Source organism: Kiloniella laminariae (genome assembly GCF_027214005.1).
In the GTDB taxonomy this organism is placed as follows: Bacteria; Pseudomonadota; Alphaproteobacteria; order Kiloniellales; family Kiloniellaceae; genus Kiloniella; species Kiloniella laminariae_A.
The window spans coordinates 294,842-311,772 of sequence record NZ_JAPWGY010000002.1 but is presented as its reverse complement, the minus strand read 5'-3'; the positions used below and the strand labels follow the sequence as shown (position 1 = coordinate 311,772).

Here is a 16,931-nt window from a genome sequence, read left to right as displayed (position 1 = left end):
GTGAAAGAGTACGATATTCATGGCGGCAAGGATTCTGGTCGTAGACGACATACCTGCTAACGTAAGGCTTCTTGAAGCCAAGTTGATGGCAGAGTATTTCGAAGTTATCACTGCTTCTGATGGCCAGTCAGCCCTAGATATAGCCGCCAAGGAAATGCCCGATATCATCCTTCTGGATGTGATGATGCCTGGAATGGACGGATATGAAGTCTGCAGGCGCCTGAAGAACGACCCCAAGATGCGTCATATTCCGATTGTCATGGTCACGGCTTTGAGTGAAGTCAGTGACCGGGTGAGAGGTTTGGAGGTCGGGGCAGACGACTTTCTGACCAAGCCCTTGAATGATGTCGCCCTCTTTGCCCGTGTCCGCTCTCTTGTTCGCCTGAAAATGATGACAGATGAATTGCGGGTTCGTCAGGAAGCTTCGTCCCGCTTTGCTTCTCTGTCCGGTGCAGATACTGACGATGAAGCTGCAATTGCAAATGCAAATATCCTTCTGGCCGAAACAAACGATTTAACCGCAAGCAAGATTATGAACTTCCTGCGCGAGCTGGATCATAATGTTGATCATGCGAGAAAACCTTCTGAAGTGATCGATCTTGGGAAGGAAAACAGCTATGACCTCTTCATCGTTGCCCTTGATCTCGGTGGAGAAGACGGGTTGCGGCTTTGCTCCCAGCTGAGAGCCCATGAAGAAACCCGGCATGTTCCTATCTTGCTTGTTCTTGAAGAGGAAAACCTTTCCCAGCTTGCCAAAGGCCTGGATATCGGTGTTACAGATTATCTGGTCAAACCGATTGACCCGAACGAGCTGCGCGCCCGCTGCAAAACACAGATCAAGCGCCGCCGGTATCATGATCGTTTGACTGATATACTCAAAAAGAGTGTTGCTCTGGCCTATACTGACCCCTTAACGGGGGTCTTCAATCGTCGCTATATGAACGCCCACCTTGATCGTGCTGTCATGGAAATTGCCGAGACAGCCAAGCCGGTTTCGGCGTTGATGTTTGATATTGATCATTTCAAGAACGTAAATGACACCTATGGGCATGCCAGTGGAGATGAAGTGCTCAAGGTGCTGGCCCGACGTGTTACGGATGCGATCAGAGACTTTGATATGCTGGCCCGTTATGGTGGGGAAGAGTTTGTTGTTGTCATGCCGAGTGCGACAACAGAACAGGCCTTTACGGTGGCGGAACGTATCCGGATGAGGATTGGGGAGACACCGATTGAAATACCGGGTTCTTCAACGCCGCTGACAATTACGGTCTCGGTAGGTGTGGCGACGACCTCGGATCCGATGGAGATGGCGGACAGTTTGCTAAATAGGGCTGATACGGCTTTGTATGAGGCGAAGTCTCTGGGCCGGAACTGTGTATGTGTCGAGCATTCTGGACCGACAGTAAGCGGGCTTACAAACACCCCTTGAAGAGAGGCGGCTCTTAATAATAATCCGAAACAGATTACCCGTGATCGGTTGCCTGACGGGACCAGACTGGGCGTGTTTTTGAAACAACATTTAGCGCAAACAAAAAAGGCTGCCGTAAGGCAGCCTTTTTTGTGAACTGAAATTCAGTTTTATTTCATTTTCGCTTCTTTGAAAACTACGTGCTTGCGTGCGACTGGGTCGTACTTACGCAGCTCGAGTTTTTCAGTAAGCGTGCGCGGGTTTTTCTTGGCAACATAGAAGTAACCAGTGTCCGCGGTGCTTACCATGCGAATCAGTTGTGTAGCCGGTTTAGCCATTGCGAAAATCCTTATCGCGCTAACAGTGAATATTACAGGGCCGAAACATAACGTTTTGAGCCTTTGAGTCAAGCCCAGAAACATCTTTTTATCTGCTTATTGTATCGTCTCTGGCAACTGGGCACTTTCTTCGACGCTCTCGTCGGCAATTTCCCTTGTTTTTCCATGTTCTAGCTCACCTTTGGCCAGAGACAGAAGTGCGGGTGTCATGAGCAGCATTTCTGCAACATCTTCTTCCAATTCAGATGGCTGGGCACTTTGCGGGCAGATTGCTTTGAGTTTTTCGAGAGCATCTTCGTCTTCTGGTAAGAGGGATACGGTACGAGTTTCACTCGAAATCGGGAGTGTGCCTGATTTCAGCTGGGCAATGACGTCATCTACCGTTTTGACACTGGAGTTCGTTGTACAGATATCAGGAATGATGCCTCTTCCCTGAATAGCATAACCGGATGGCGCGTGAAAACGGGCCCAGGTAATGGCAATTTCGGAGCGATTGGGGAGTTCGAAAACCTTCTGCACGGTTCCCTTACCAAAGGAATTGCTTCCGATGACAATGGCACGCTCGGAGTCTTGAAGGGCCGCGGCGAGGATTTCCGAGGAGGAGGCCGAATAGGCATTGACCAGAACGATGACTGGCAAGCCCTGGGCAAAATCGGTGCTGTGTGCATCGTTATATTGATGGCTGTCCGGGTGCCGTCCTCTGGTAGAGACGATGGTGCCATTGGGAATGAAGAGATCGGCCGCTGAAATAGCTTCGCTCAATAATCCGCCGCCGTTATTGCGAAGATCAAGTATGTATCCCTTGAGATCTTTGCCCATTTCTTTCTGGGCTTTACGAACCTTGCTACGCAGACTGGTTGTTGTTGATTTGTTGAAACCGGAAATCTGGATATATGCGATGTTATCATGGGGGATATAGGTGATTGTCTGGATAACAATACGTTTCCGGGTAACCTCGAATATCAGCTGTTGTTGCTTGACGGCTGATTCGGTTTCTTTACGAAGAACAGTCAAGCTGACGCGCGAGTTCTCTGGCCCTTTGAGCAGGTGGGTGATGCTGTCTTCTGACAGCTTTCGAATATCGCTGTGATTGACTGCAATGATGATGTCACCAGCTTTAAGGCCTACAGATTCTGCAGGGGTGTTTTCCATCACTGAAATTATGTGAGCGCCCTGTTCTTCCTTTACATAGCGGATGCCCAGTCCGCCAAATCCGTTTCGACTGTCACGATTGTTTGTGGCCTGTTCGGGAGCAGAGTAGCGCGAAAACCGATCAAGTTCCCCTACAACGCCATCAAACACCGCGAGATAAATCTGCTCGCCGGTAGCTTGCTGGAAGTCAGGAGACTGTTGTTTTACAGACTCGATTGCGGATGCCGTCAGTAAGGCCCAGGAGCGGCTGTTGAGGTCATCAGGATAACTGTAGCGCGAGAGAGGCACGCCGTCATAGCTGACAGTCAGCGCATTGCCACTATCAAGGATTTCGACATCGGGGTCTATGGTTGAGAGGTTGTCCAGACCAGCCAGGGCCAGTCGGGATACATCAATTTCATCGATATAGTATTCCGTTACATAATCGAAACCTTGGGAAAACAGGGCTGTAGCCGTTTTCTTGTCGTAGACCTGATTTGATGAATGATAGGGAGCGCTACAGGCTGCTGTCAGAAAGATCAGAGCCAGACAGGAGATCCGGCTGCGCAGAGACAAAGGCCTTGTTAAATTACGCAAGCTGAAAAACGAGCAAAAGGGCATCAACCCTGTCTCCTACCGTTGTCTGTCGAGAGTCTTAAGGGATTTCAGTGCTTAGCATAAAAGAAATATAGTTAAAATCAAAGCTTATCCACTGTCTGATCAGATGGATAAGCTTTCTGGCCGGAAAAGAGGGAGGGGACAGCGAAGTTAATCTGCCCGGCGATTCCTCGAACGCTTTTTTGATGTGCCAGGTTTTTTAAAGCCCGGTTTTCCCGAAGCCTTGTTCCGAGGAGAGCGTGGGGATCGTTTTCTGTTATCTGCCGTTCCAGAAACCGAGCCTTCATCATCACCATCTTCAATCAGTCGGAAAGCAATTCCACCGGAAACGGGATCTGATTCTGTGACCCGGACCATAACCTTGTTTCCTAGATGGTATTCTCGTCCCCATCGGCGTCCTGTCAGGATGTGTTCTTTTTCATTGTGGATGTAATAATCATCCGGAAGCTGGCGCATGGGGACCAGTCCGTCTGCCCCTGTGTCATCCAAGGTAATGAAAAGACCTGCTTTGGTAACACCGTTGATCTTGCCGGGGAAAATTTTCCCGATTTTATGAGAGAAAAACGAGGCGGTAAAGCGGTTGATGGTGTCTCTTTCTGCTGCAGCAGAACGGCGTTCTGTTGCAGAGATGTGTACGGCAATATCGTTGAATCTGCTTTCTTCTGTGTCGGAAAGGCCATCATTACCCAGCCCAAGTCCCCTGATCAGTGCGCGGTGCACCATCAGATCGGAATATCGTCTGATGGGAGAGGTAAAGTGTGCATAGCGGGTCAGGGCAAGGCCAAAATGACCAAGATTTTCCGGATCGTAGCGGGCCTGGCTTTGAGCACGAAGAATAAGCTCGTTGACCAGCTTTGCTTCGGGAAGATCCTTGGTACGTTCAAGGACTCTTGTCAGGACTTTGGGCGTGATGACCTGGCCCTTGGCAAAGGATACTCCCATACCGTGCAGGCTGTCGGCCAGCCCCTCAATCCGGGCCGGATCCGGTGATTCATGTACGCGGTACATACAGGGCTGGCGGCGTTGTTCAAGTTCGATCGCAGCAGCAACATTCGCCATGATCATGAACTCTTCGATCAGTTTATGGCTTTCCAGCCTTTCGCGCTTGATGATCTCGGTGACTTCGCCTGCATCATCCATGCGGACCTGGAATTCCGGTATGTCCAGTTCCAGCGTTCCTCTGGCGTGCCGTGCCTTAAGCAGAGCCTGATAAGCTCCTTCCAGAGGTTTCAACACTGTCGGAAGCAAAGGTTGGGTTATGTTGTCAGGCCGCCCATCCAGAGCCTCCTGTACCTGTTCATAGGTCAGGCGGGCCCGCGAACGCATCAAGCCGCGAACGAATTTATGTTTGACCAATTCTCCAGTACTATCAAGCCAGAGATGTACAGCCATACAGGGACGGTCTTCGTCGGGGTTGAGAGAACACCAGCCATTGGACAGCTCTTCCGGAAGCATCGGGACCACCCGGTCCGCGAAATAGGTCGAGTTGCCCCGGTTCTGGGCTTCGTCGTCGAGAGGGCTGCCGGGATGGACGTAATGGGCGACATCGGCAATTGCGACAAGAACACGCCAGCCTTCTCCATCATCCAGAGCCTCAGCCCAGACGGCGTCATCAAAATCCCGTGCATCCGCCCCATCAATCGTGACCAGGGGAATATCACGAAGATCGGTACGCTTGCCAAGTACAGCTGCCTTAGCTGCCCTGGCTTCTTCGACAGCTTCAGACGAGAAGTTATTGGGAATGCCGCGTTCGTAGATGGCAACAAGACTGAGTGCACGCGGATTATTAATGCCACCCAGGCGTTCTACCACCTGGACTTCCTTTAAGCCTTTGCGGGAGCGGCCTTTTCTGATTTCACAAAGAACCAGCTCTCCATGTGTCGCTTCTTTTGCGTATTCCGGATTAAGGATAAAATCGCTTTTGGCTTTTTTGTCGACAGGCCGGACAAAGCCACCTTCTTCCGTGATCTGATAAATTCCCAAAATTTTCAGGGCAGCTGTTTCCAGTTTGCGGATCGGAATTGCCTGATAGCTGTTGTTGTCCAGCCGCTTGAGCTTGCCGAGGATTCGATCCCCGACCGAGAGGTCAAATTTGCTTTTGCGTTCGGGGATTATATAGATACTGGGAGGGGCATGTTCCTCCTCCCAGGAGGCAGGAACTGCAACCAGTTCGCCATCGTTGTCAATACGGGTAATCTCGACCACCAGAACGGGGGGAAGCCTCCCATCAAGGTTATTTTTTTTCTGACGGGCTTCCCGACCAAAATGGCCATCACTTTTCAGCTCTTTTAATAGAGCCTTGAGCGGTATCTTGTCTTCACCCCGCAGGTTGAAAGCACGCGCGATCTCCCGTTTGCCGACTGCACCGGGAGATTGCTGGATAAAATCGAGTACCGCTTCCTTGGTTGGAAAGGGCGGGGTTGTTCTATTTGATGTCACGCCCTGATCCTAACGATTGTTATGCGTCTGTTTCAACTTTCGCAGCCGAGGCTTTGGCCGGTGCTTTTTTAGCGGGGGCCTTCTTGGCTGCTGCCTTTTTCACAGGAGTTTTCTTGGCAGTAGCCTTCTTGGCCGCTGGTTTTTTAGCTGCAGTTTTTTTAGCTGCGGGTTTCTTTGCAGCTGTTTTTTTCGCGGCCGGCTTTTTTGTGCCTTTCTTTTCCATCTGCCTGATCAGAAGTTCTACAGCCTCTTCCATGGTGAGGCTGTCAACTTCCTTGTCTTTTGGCAGGGAGGCGTTGACTTTGTTCCATTTTACATAAGGTCCGTAACGGCCGGAATGAATGGTCACATCCGTGCTGTCATCGGGATGAGAGCCGATGGTCCGCAAAGCTGCTGCCGCGCCCCGTTTGGGAGCTTCCGCAATCAAGGAAACAGCGCGATTGAGGCCAATGGTCAGAACATCGTCATCCTTGGCGATAGACTTGAAGACGGATCCATGTTTGACGTAAGGGCCAAAACGGCCAATCCCGGCGATGATCATCGCCCCGTCTTCCGGATGTGGACCGATATCCCGGGGCAGGGAAAGCAGACTTTGCGCCTGGTCAAAAGTTACATCACTGATGGCAATCCCTTTGGGAATGGATACGCGTTTAGGTTTGGTTTTCTCGACGGCTTCGCCCAGTTGGACGTAAACGCCATAAGGGCCTTTGCGCAAGGTCACCGCCAGCCCGGTTGCCGGGTCTGTGCCCAGCTCCTTGGGCTGAGAAAGGTCGTCCGGTCCTCCTTCGCCATCTGGCAGGGTAAGGGGGCGGGTATAGCGACATTCCGGATAGTTGGAACAACCGATAAACCCGCCGGTTTTTCCAAGCTTGATCCCGAGGCGACCGGATTCACAGGTCGGGCATTCCCGCGGATGTTTGGCTTCGGGATCTTCGGGGGTCGGGAAGAAGTGGTCACTCAGGTCGGCATCAAGGGCTTCAATCACTTCGGTGATGGTCAGGCCCTTGGTTTCGGAAACGGATGCATGGAACGCATCCCAGAAGCCACGGAGGACGTTTTTCCATTCAGCGGACCCGGCGGAGATGTCATCCAGCTGGGTTTCAAGATCTGCAGTGAAGTTGAATTCGACATATTTACTGAAGAAATTGCGCAGGAACGTCGTAACTATTCTGCCGCGATCTTCGGGCAGGAAACGTTTCTTGTCGATGACCACATAGTTGCGATCCTGGAGAACCTGGATAACCGATGCGTAAGTCGATGGCCGGCCAATTCCAAGCTCTTCCATCTTTTTGACCAGACTGGCTTCGGAATAACGTGGTGGGGGCTGGGTGAAGTGTTGTTCCTTGAGGATCTCCTGACGTTCTGGACGATCACCTTCCGTCAGTTTGGGCAGACGGCGATCATCGTCCTGCTCGTCTTTGGAGTCATCCTTGTCTTCCTGATAGAGTTTGAGGAAACCATCAAAACGAAGGACTGAGCCGTTCGCACGCAACGTGGCTTTACCCAAGGCGACGTCAATGTCCACAGCCACCTGATCCAGTACGGCGCTTTCCATCTGGCTGGCCATAGTCCGGTTCCAGATCAGCTCATAAAGTTTCTGGCTTTCATCGTTGAGATACCGGGCTGCGTCTCTGGGCAGGAGGGAAAAATTGGTTGGGCGAACCGCTTCGTGGGCTTCCTGTGCATTTTTTGCTTTGCTTTTGTACTCGCGGGCGTTGGCAGGCAGATAGTCTTTGCCGAACTGCTTTGCAATCAGCTCCCGACTGGCCGTAATGGCCTCGGCAGAGAGACTTACGCCGTCGGTACGCATATAGGTGATCAGACCGACTGTTTCGCCACCAAGATCGACACCTTCGTAGAGCTTCTGGGCAATCTGCATCGTCCGGGTCGCTGTAAAGCCCAGTTTGCGGGAAGCTTCCTGTTGCAGGGTCGATGTGGTGAATGGAGGTTGCGGATTACGTCTGGCCTGCTTGCGTTCCACGGTTTTGATGGTAAAGCTTGGCGCTTCTTCCAGCGTTTGCGCAGCATCACTGGCTGACTGCGCATTGCCAAGGTCAAACTTGTCGAGCTTCTTTCCATCCAGGTGGGTCAGGCGGGCAGAAAACTTTTGTCCGTCCGGGGTCGCGAGCCTGGCTTCGACACTCCAGTACTCCTGCGGTTTAAAGATTTCGATTTCTGACTCACGATCACAGATCAGGCGCAGAGCTACGGATTGTACGCGCCCGGCCGAGCGGCTGCCGGGAAGTTTGCGCCAGAGAACCGGTGAGAGGGTGAAGCCAAAGAGATAATCCAGCGCGCGGCGGGCGAGATAGGCTTCTACCAGCTCCATATTCAGTTCGCGAGGCTGCGCAAAAGCTGCCTGGATAGCGGTTTTTGTCACTTCGTTGAAGACAACACGGGAGACCTGTTTGCCGTTTAGTTTTTTGCGCTTTTGCAACTCTTCGGCAATATGCCAGGAAATGGCCTCTCCCTCGCGGTCGGGGTCGGTTGCCAGAATAAGCTGATCGGCCCCTTTGAGCGCCTGGATAATATCTTTCAGGCGTTTTTCAGAATTGCTGTCGACCTCCCATGACATCGCAAAATCTTCGTCCGGGGCGACAGACCCATCCTTGGCTGGGAGGTCGCGCACATGGCCGTAACTGGCGAGAACCTGATAGTCCTCTCCGAGGTACTTGTTAATGGTTTTGGCCTTGGCGGGAGATTCTACGACAACAATGTTCATGGCTTCAGGTGTTACCTACATTAATTTTTTATAATACCGTCAACAGTCTGCTGACGTAAGGTATCTGCTGTTCGAATGGCTGGATTATCCGAAAGCAAAAAATACTCATGAAATCAGGGCGACCCGGTTTCCGGGTTGCCATTCAACCAGCCCTGCCAGCTCAAACTCAAGCAAGATACTGTTCAACTCTGCGGGTGACAATCGGCTCTGCCGGAGCAGATCGTCAACACATACCGCGCTAGGACCTAACAATTCTTTTACATAAAGTCGAGCATCATCGTCAGCAGAGGACAGATTTTTCTTTTCTGCGGCAAGAGCAGGCAGTTCCCCTGACGTGGATTTTGTCAGCGGCTCCGGGATAATACGGGGCAGAAAAATTTCCTGTGCTGCTGGCGGTATTCGAGAGATGTCTGGCGGGTCGAATGGTCTTTCCAGTGCCTCTATAACATCCAGGGCGGTTTCAACCAGGGTGGCACCTTGTTTGATCAGCTGGTTTCCGCCTTTGCTGCGGGGGTCAAGCGGACTTCCGGGAACAGCAAGTGTTTCGCGTCCCTGTTCCTGGGACAACCGGGCCGTGATCATCGAGCCGGATTTAAGAGACGCTTCGATCACAACAACACCACGGCTTATCCCGGAGACAATACGATTGCGGCGGGGAAAGTGTCTGGCCTGCGGTTCACTGCCGAGAGGCATTTCTGAAACCATGACGCCTTGATCACGAATGGCCTGATAAAGTTTCATGTTCTCGCGTGGATAGATAATATCAAGGCCGCCAGCAACAGCGGCGATGGTTCCTGTTTCAAGTGCCCCTTCATGGGCGGCTGTATCTATTCCCTTGGCCATGCCTGAAGCAATCAGAAAACCCGAGCGTCCCAGTTCTCTTGCCAGATCCTGAGCAATGTTCCGGCCATTGGCTGAAGCGTTGCGGGCGCCAACTATGGCGACGGTTCGTTTTTTTAAATAGGCAAGGTTACCGACGACCTGTAGCAGAGGGGGGGCATCGTCTATGTGTGCCAGAAGGGGGGGATAGTGTTCCTCGCCGCGTGCAATCAGCTGAGCACCAAACTTCTCTAATGCCCTGAGTTCTTTTTCAGCCTCTTTTTTGGGGAAAATATGGATCTTGCTCTTCCCGGAGCTGGTGAGGGAAGGAAGGGCTCCAAGAGCATTGCGGGCCGAGCCGTAATACTGAAGCAGCTTGTAAAAGGTGATCGGGCCAACATTCGAAGAGCGAATGAGCTGCAGCCATTCAATTTTTTCTTCTAGTGTTGACGGGGGTGTAACACCGTATGACATGCTCATCATTTGGGAGGTAATGCACAGATTAGTCAAGTCCTGCACAAGAGTGGCCACATTTCACTCTGGGGTATACCTCTGTAAAACGGGGTTATTTTTTTCCGATACGGGGTTCCTGGCCCTTGAGAAGTCGGGAAATATTCTGATGGTGCCTTGCCCATACAATGAGGGCCAGAAGCGCCGTCAATTCTACCATCTGAAGGTCACCGTGCAAGAACCAGACTGCTATGGGGGTGGCAAGCATGGCAAGCAGGGCAGCAAGGGACGAGATCCTGAAAAGCAGAGCCGTGACGAGCCAGGTCAGACAGGCGACAAGACCGACCTGCCAGGAAAGAGCAAGAACAACACCGAGTGTTGTGGCTACTCCTTTGCCTCCCTTGAATTTCAGCCAAACCGGAAAGAGATGTCCCAGAACAGAACCAAGAGCGGCGATCAATGCCAGATCCGGGCCCCAGAGGGCGGCAAGGAGAACGGCGAGAGCGCCCTTGCCGCTGTCACAAATCAGGGTCGCCAGTGCCAGCCCCTTGCGACCAGTGCGAAGGACATTGGTTGCACCAATGTTGCCCGAACCTATTTTGCGAATGTCACCAAGCCCAAAAAGCCGGGTAATTACCAGCCCGAAAGGCACCGACCCGAGTAAATAACTGCCGAAAAAAGCGGCAATCAGATAGGGGGCGGCATGACTCCAGGAAATGGGATCAGGCATGAGTAGGGTTCCTTAAGGCTGTATCGGCTCTTGTTGTCAGTTCTGATCTGTTGCACGGTCATAGATTGTCCGGCCATCCACAACAGTACGCAGGACTTTCCCCTGGGCCGGAAAACCGGTGAAAGGTGAGTTCTTGGATTTGCTGCGGAATTTCTCCGGGTCGATAAAAAACGGACTGTCAGGATTGAAGATAACCAGGTCTGCTGGACTGCCAACGGCAAGTGTCCCTGCTGCAATCCCCAGAATTTTTGCAGGCTTGCAAGTGACAAGAGCCAGTGTTTCCAAAAGGCTTAAGGCTTTTTTGTGATAGAGCTGCAAGGCCAGAGGGAAGAGTGTTTCCAGACCGACGATACCAAATTCAGCCTGCGCAAAGGGCAGGCGCTTTGAGTCCTGGTCATGCGGGCTGTGGTCGCTGGCAATGGCATCAATCGTTCCATCCGCAAGTCCGGCAAAAACCGCTTCACGGTCCGACTCAGAGCGCAGAGGGGGCGAGACCTTGGCAAAGGTGCGGTAATCAAGCACCGAATTCTCATTCAGGCAGAAATAATGAGGGGCCGTATCACAGGTGACAGAAAGGCCACGTTTTTTTGCCTGACGGATAACGTCGATGGCACCCGCTGTGGAAATGTGTGCGGCGTGATAGCGCCCTCCGGTCATTTCTACCAGACGGATATCGCGTTCGACCATGATGATCTCGGCATGGACGGGAATGCCAGACAAACCCATACGGGTGGCAATCTCGCCCCCATTCATCACCCCGCCCGCAAGTGTCGGTTCTTCCGGGTGCTGGACAATCAGGGCATTAAAGGTTTTTGCATAGCTCAGGGCCCGGCGCATGGTCTGGGCATTGGCGAGGGCTTTTGTGCTGTCGGTAAAGGCAACGGCCCCAAATTCTGTCAGCAGGCCAAACTCGGTCAGTTCTTTGCCTTCAAGATTTCGGGTAATCGCGCCGTAAGGATAAACCTTGACCATCTTGGCTTCACGGGCACGGCGGGCAACGTATTCCACGGCGGCGACATCATCAAGAACCGAGGAGGAATCTGGCAAGGCGGCGATGGAGGTGATACCACCGGCTGCAGCCGCCTGTCCGGCCGTGACAATCGTTTCCTTGTGCTCTTCACCCGGCTCACGCAGGTGTACGCGCATATCCAGCAATCCGGGGGCCAGGCATTGACCATGACAATCAATAACCTCTATTCCCGACGGGACCCCACCCTTGAAAAGCTGCGGGCCGAGGTCGGCGATTTTTTCGCCTTCGCTTAAAAGTGCGCCTTTGACGTCCAGACCTGTCGAGGGATCAAGTAAACGGGCATTGATAAACGCGCGCTTTGTATCTCTGTCCTGTTTGCTCATGCTGCGGGCTCCTCGTTGAGGGTGCCCTGAGTCAGGGCATGCAGGCAGGCCATACGTACGGCAACCCCCATTTCCACCTGGGTTCTGATCAGGGAGCGATCAAGATCATCCGCCAGCTCACTATCAATTTCCACGCCGCGGTTCATGGGGCCGGGATGCATCACAAGCGCATCAGGTTTGGCCATAGCGAGTTTTTCCTGGTCGAGGCCAAAATAGCGGAAGTATTCCCGGATGGAAGGAACAAAACTTCCCTGCATCCGTTCGAGCTGCAGGCGGAGCATCATGACGATATCGCAGCCCTCAAGTCCTTCCTTCATGTTGTGGAAGGTCTCGACGCCCATACGTTCGACGGCGGCTGGCAACAGGGTTGGCGGGGCAATCAGGCGGACTTCTGCGCCCATGGTGTTGAGCAGGTGAATGTTGGAGCGGGCAACCCGGCTGTGGGCAATGTCCCCGCAAATCGCAACGCGAAGCCCATAGAGGTCGCCTTTGCGTCGGCGGATGGTCAGGGCATCCAGAAGGGCCTGGGTCGGATGTTCATGGCTGCCATCGCCAGCATTGATAACCGAGCCATTGACCTTTTCTGACAGCAGCTTGACCGCGCCGGAATCTGAATGGCGCACAACCATGACATCGGGATGCATGGCATTGAGCGTCATGGCGGTATCAATCAGGGTCTCGCCTTTTTTGATCGAGCTGGAGGCAACCAGCATGTTGATCACATCAGCCCCCAGACGTTTGGCGGCAAGCTCAAAAGACGTCAGGGTTCTGGTAGAATTCTCGAAAAAGAGATTAATCACCGTACGACCACTGAGAAGATCGGTGGTTTTTTTTACGGCGCGGTTCTGGTCAACGTAGCCATCGGCCAGGTTAAGCAGATAGGAAATCTGATCAGCTCTCAGGCCCTCTATACCTAGCAGGTGCCCGTGACCATTGAGGCCAGCAGCGATCGTTTCAGCATATGTCGTCATTAAAGCGGCAATATGTCATTGATGATGCTTTGATGCAATCTGTCTAATGGGATTCGCTCTGATCTTTGTAATATTACAAGCTTCGGTTTTATCAGGACAGTTGCTTGCGTTTATACGGTATTGTTTTTCCTTAATGCAGAGAGTTGTTCTCCGCCCAACTGAAGCAGCTCTTCGAGAACCTCCTCTGTATGTTCACCCATACAGGGTGGGGCCTGGCGGTAATCGACGGGAGTTCGCGAGAATTTCATCGGGCTGCCGATAAGGTCAACGGAGCCGCTCGCTGCCTCGGGATGGGGCATGGAGATCTTCATCTCGCGGGCTGTGGTTTGTGGATGATCAAAAGTCCCCTTCATATCGTTGACAGGACCACAGGGCACACCAAGTGGCGGTAGGTTCTTGATCCAGTCGGCAGAGGAGCGGGTTTTGGTGACTTCGCCGATGAGCGGGTAGAGGTCATCCCGGTTTCTGATGCGGTTCTGGTTGGTGCTGAAACGATTATCCTCGATCAGTTCAGGGCAGCCTGCAAAGTCGCAAAATTTGCGATATTGTCCGTCATTGCCGATGGCCAGGATAAAATGGCCATCGCTGGAAGGGACAACGTTATAGGGAACAATATTGGGGTGACCGTTGCCCAGACGTGGCGGGAGTTCGCCTGAAGTCAGGTAATAGAGCCCCTGATTGGCGAGCCAGGCGATCTGGGTATCAAAAAGGGATACATCAATATACTGGCCTTCGCCTGATTTGCTGCCACCGGTCATGTTCCTGTGATGCAGGGCGGCGAGAATAGCGTTGCTGGCGTACATGCCACACATAAGGTCAACAATAGCGACACCGACCTTCATGGGCTGGCCTTCCGGCTCGCCCGTCAGGCTCATAATGCCGCCCATGCCCTGAATCAGAAAATCATAGCCTGCCTGCGGTGCATAGGGGCCAGTCTGTCCAAATCCTGTGATCGAACAGTAGATCAGCTGTGGAAACTCATCCTTGAGGTTTTCATAAGACAGGCCATATTTTGCCAGACCACCGACTTTGAAATTTTCCACCAGGATGTCGCATTGGCTGATCAGCTGTCTTGCAAGCTTTTGCCCTTCCGGCTGGGAAATGTCGAGGCTGACTGACCGCTTGTTGCGGTTTGCGGAAAGATAATAGGCACTCTCACTGGTATCTTGTCCGGCTTTGTTTTTCACAAACGGCGGTCCCCATTTACGGGTGTCATCACCCTCGCCGGGTCGCTCTACCTTGATAACATCTGCCCCCATGTCACCAAGCATCTGGGTACAGCTTGGCCCGGCCATAATGCGGGAAAGGTCAAAAACACGAAGGCCGGAAAGAGGTCCGCTGGAACTGGTCATACGTTATCCTGTCATGTTCTTGGTAGAGAGCCGCGGGTGATCAAATCTGGGGTGAATCTATACATTGGCAAGTGTAGTAAATAGCAAGGGGATCATGCAATGGGAGCTGAGATATTATCCCCATTTTGTGCTCCCGCCTTTTTTGCCGCCCGCACCAACAATCTGACGGTGAGGAGGGTGTGGGCTTACCGACTGTACGGGACAATATAATGTCATCCAGTTATTAAATCAGGACTTTTTGAACTTGATTATTTTTTTGTGAGATGGATTATCATTCTCATATTATAGTCAGGGTTGGAATGTATGAACAAGCAGCGTCGATTTATTGTTTATGGTCTCTATGGACAAATAGCAGCTGCAATCAGCCTGACAATCGCCCTGACACTCGGCATTCTCTGGTTTGCTGCTGACAGACAGGATGAGGTGATTTCAGACAATTATTCTGCTCTGATTGAACATTATTTACAGCAGGACCTTGATGAACTGGTCTACCTGACAAATGAGAACAGTTACAGTGACCAGACATTTCATCAGATTCTTAATCCTGCAGATCTCGGGTGGGCGGAAGAACATTTAGGCTCTTCCTTTGCTGATAAAAGCGAGTTGAGCGGGGTCTTGTTACTGGGGCAGGAGCTTGAAACCCTCTACCTTTATGAGGCTCGAGGGAGGGCGTTGGAAGATCTGGTCAATGAAGTCCTGGCACCCGAGTTGTTAAAGGAAGTGTCGTTCCTGGTTTCAAGGGTCGAGAAACGTGGGCCGGAAACGGCTACAGCGGGTAGTTTTTTTGTATGGCAGGAAAAGCTGTTTTCCCTGTCTCTGGGACGCATACATCCAGACAGTTATGAACCAGATTTATCCTCTGAGCATATCTCAAAAGGTTATCTGCTGCTTATCCGGGAGATTGATTTTAACCGGATCAATGCTTTGACACGGTTTCTTGGGTTAAGTCAGCTACAGTTTTCCTCTCCTGCTGCTGAAGTCGAACCGATAAACGGGTTCGAAGTAAAAAGCCGCTCGGGGAAACCTGTCGGCACTCTTGACTGGCAGCAGGAATTAACCGGTAGCAAGCTTTTCGAAGAAAGTGCTTTCTGGATCATTACCGTGCTTGCGGCTGTTGCTTTGCTGTTATGGCTGATTGTCAAACGTGGCCATCGGGTGATCAGCCTTTTGTCTGATGACAGCTCTGTCCGGGCGGTCAAGCAGGAGAAGCTGGAACGACAGGCCCAGGCTCTCAAGCTCCTTGTACAGGAAAGTTTGAAAGAAAGCAGCGATGGCGAGGCAATGCTCAGGTTGACCACAGTTGTCCTCTGTAAAGCTCTTCAGGCTTCTCATGCCAGTATCTGGCTCAGGTCGGAAAGCGGAGAGGAGATGGTCTGCCACAATCGTTATCTGCTGGACCCAGGAGAATATAGCCCGCCGTCAGTCCATATGAAGGAGGCTGGTTGTGAACAGCTTTTCCAAACTCTTTTGGAAGAACGGGTCGTTATGGCGAGTTCTTTTTCCCGACGGGGTCTGGGAGGGAAGCTGACAGATATGGCGGTTGGAACTGTTGAAGGTATCAATTCCCTCGATGCGGGTATTTTCCAGCAGGATCGTTTGAAAGGTGTTCTCAGTATCGAACGAAAGAGTCTGTCCGAGCAGTGGCCGGTTGAAGAGATTTCCTTTGTTGAATCTGTATCCAGTCTTTTATCGCTTATGTTTGAGCGCGGAGAACGGCGACTGGTTGAAAAGGATCTGATCCGGGCAAAGGATGAAGCTGTGGCAGCCAATCGGGCGAAGTCAGAATTTCTGGCAAATATGAGCCATGAGTTGAGGACGCCATTGAATGCGATTATCGGGTTCTCGGATATAATTCGTAAAGAGTTGGGAGGAGAGATTTCCCCACCCAAATACAGAGACTATGCGGAAGATATACATGAAAGCGGCAGCCATTTGTTAAGTCTGATCTCAGATATTCTCGATATATCGAAGATCGAGGCGCGCAGTTATCATATTTCCCCTGAGGTTACTGATTTAAACGAAGTTCTCAGGTCAGTAATAAAGTTGCTGTCAGAGCGGGCGAGTGAATGTGATATCAGTCTTCTCTATCAGTCAGAATTTCAAATTCTGCCGGTGCTGGCTGATCCCCGCGCTCTCAAACAGGTTCTGATCAATCTGCTTTCGAATGCTATCAAATTTTCCCCTGCAGCCAGTAGTGTCCGGTTATACAGCGAAGGCAATGGCGACGAGGAAGTGCGGGTTGTGATCAAGGATTCAGGTGTCGGGATAGCAGAGGAGCATCTGGAGAAAATCGGCCAGGTTTTCTATCAGGGTGACAGTTCTATCAGCAAAAGTTACGGGGGGTCCGGGTTGGGGCTTTATATTTCCAAAAATCTGACCGCGCTCCATGGCGGCAGACTGGAAATTGAAAGTCAGATCGGCAAGGGGACCAGGGTTTCTCTATATTGGCCTGGTGTGCCTAATCATGAGGCAGGTATACCAGAAACAAATACTATGGAGACAGGGGGGCAAACCATACTGGCACCCTCTCTGTCTTCGACAATGATACCGCAGGTTGATCTCACGTAAAGTTGCAAGACAGGTCTCAATCAGAAGTTCAG

11 protein-coding genes are annotated in these 16,931 nt (G+C 51.8%); 2 read left to right on the top strand and 9 right to left on the bottom strand.

Features of this window, described 5'->3' with window-relative positions:
- The first annotated feature begins 19 nt into the window (after positions 1–19).
- Entirely contained in the window at positions 20–1,429 is a 1,410-nt protein-coding gene (locus tag O4H49_RS06150) for a PleD family two-component system response regulator (protein ID WP_269422560.1), read from the top strand.
- Between the two features lie 149 nt (positions 1,430–1,578).
- Here the strand turns inward: O4H49_RS06150 and rpmG are convergent, their stop codons facing one another.
- From rpmG to O4H49_RS06105, 9 genes are all read right to left on the bottom strand, one after another.
- Entirely contained in the window at positions 1,579–1,746 is a 168-nt protein-coding gene (gene rpmG / locus O4H49_RS06145; RefSeq protein WP_026261645.1) for a 50S ribosomal protein L33, read from the bottom strand.
- Positions 1,747–1,842: 96 nt separating this feature from the next.
- A complete protein-coding gene (locus O4H49_RS06140) occupies positions 1,843–3,498 on the bottom strand; it encodes a S41 family peptidase (RefSeq protein ID WP_269422559.1) in 1,656 nt (551 codons plus the stop codon).
- A gap of 147 nt (positions 3,499–3,645) precedes the next feature.
- Positions 3,646–5,934 (bottom strand): ribonuclease R, encoded by a 2,289-nt coding sequence (gene rnr, locus O4H49_RS06135; RefSeq protein WP_269422558.1) that lies wholly within the window; start codon positions 5,932–5,934, stop codon positions 3,646–3,648.
- A gap of 19 nt (positions 5,935–5,953) precedes the next feature.
- A complete protein-coding gene (gene topA / locus O4H49_RS06130) occupies positions 5,954–8,656 on the bottom strand; it encodes a type I DNA topoisomerase (RefSeq protein ID WP_269422557.1) in 2,703 nt (900 codons plus the stop codon).
- Between the two features lie 105 nt (positions 8,657–8,761).
- Positions 8,762–9,949: a DNA-processing protein DprA gene (gene dprA / locus O4H49_RS06125; RefSeq protein WP_331283743.1), complete on the bottom strand. Its 1,188-nt coding sequence runs from the start codon at positions 9,947–9,949 to the stop codon at positions 8,762–8,764.
- A gap of 91 nt (positions 9,950–10,040) precedes the next feature.
- Complete coding sequence (gene plsY, locus O4H49_RS06120; RefSeq protein WP_269422555.1) at positions 10,041–10,655, bottom strand: glycerol-3-phosphate 1-O-acyltransferase PlsY; 615 nt, start codon at positions 10,653–10,655, stop codon at positions 10,041–10,043.
- A gap of 36 nt (positions 10,656–10,691) precedes the next feature.
- Complete coding sequence (locus O4H49_RS06115; RefSeq protein ID WP_269422554.1) at positions 10,692–12,008, bottom strand: dihydroorotase; 1,317 nt, start codon at positions 12,006–12,008, stop codon at positions 10,692–10,694.
- The gene (locus O4H49_RS06110) at positions 12,005–12,979 is read right to left on the bottom strand and encodes an aspartate carbamoyltransferase catalytic subunit (protein WP_269422553.1); all 975 of its coding nucleotides are present in this window, start codon (positions 12,977–12,979) and stop codon (positions 12,005–12,007) included. The genes O4H49_RS06115 and O4H49_RS06110 overlap by 4 nt, the downstream gene beginning before the upstream one ends.
- 110 nt (positions 12,980–13,089) lie before the next feature.
- On the bottom strand, positions 13,090–14,331 hold the full coding sequence (locus O4H49_RS06105; RefSeq protein WP_269422552.1) for a CaiB/BaiF CoA transferase family protein: 1,242 nt from the start codon (positions 14,329–14,331) through the stop codon (positions 13,090–13,092).
- 303 nt (positions 14,332–14,634) lie between these two features.
- On the opposite strand from O4H49_RS06105, the gene O4H49_RS06100 reads away from it, so the two are divergent.
- Positions 14,635–16,899, top strand: a complete 2,265-nt coding sequence (locus O4H49_RS06100) for a GAF domain-containing sensor histidine kinase (RefSeq protein WP_269422551.1) — start codon at positions 14,635–14,637, stop codon at positions 16,897–16,899.
- Positions 16,900–16,931: the final 32 nt, after the last annotated feature.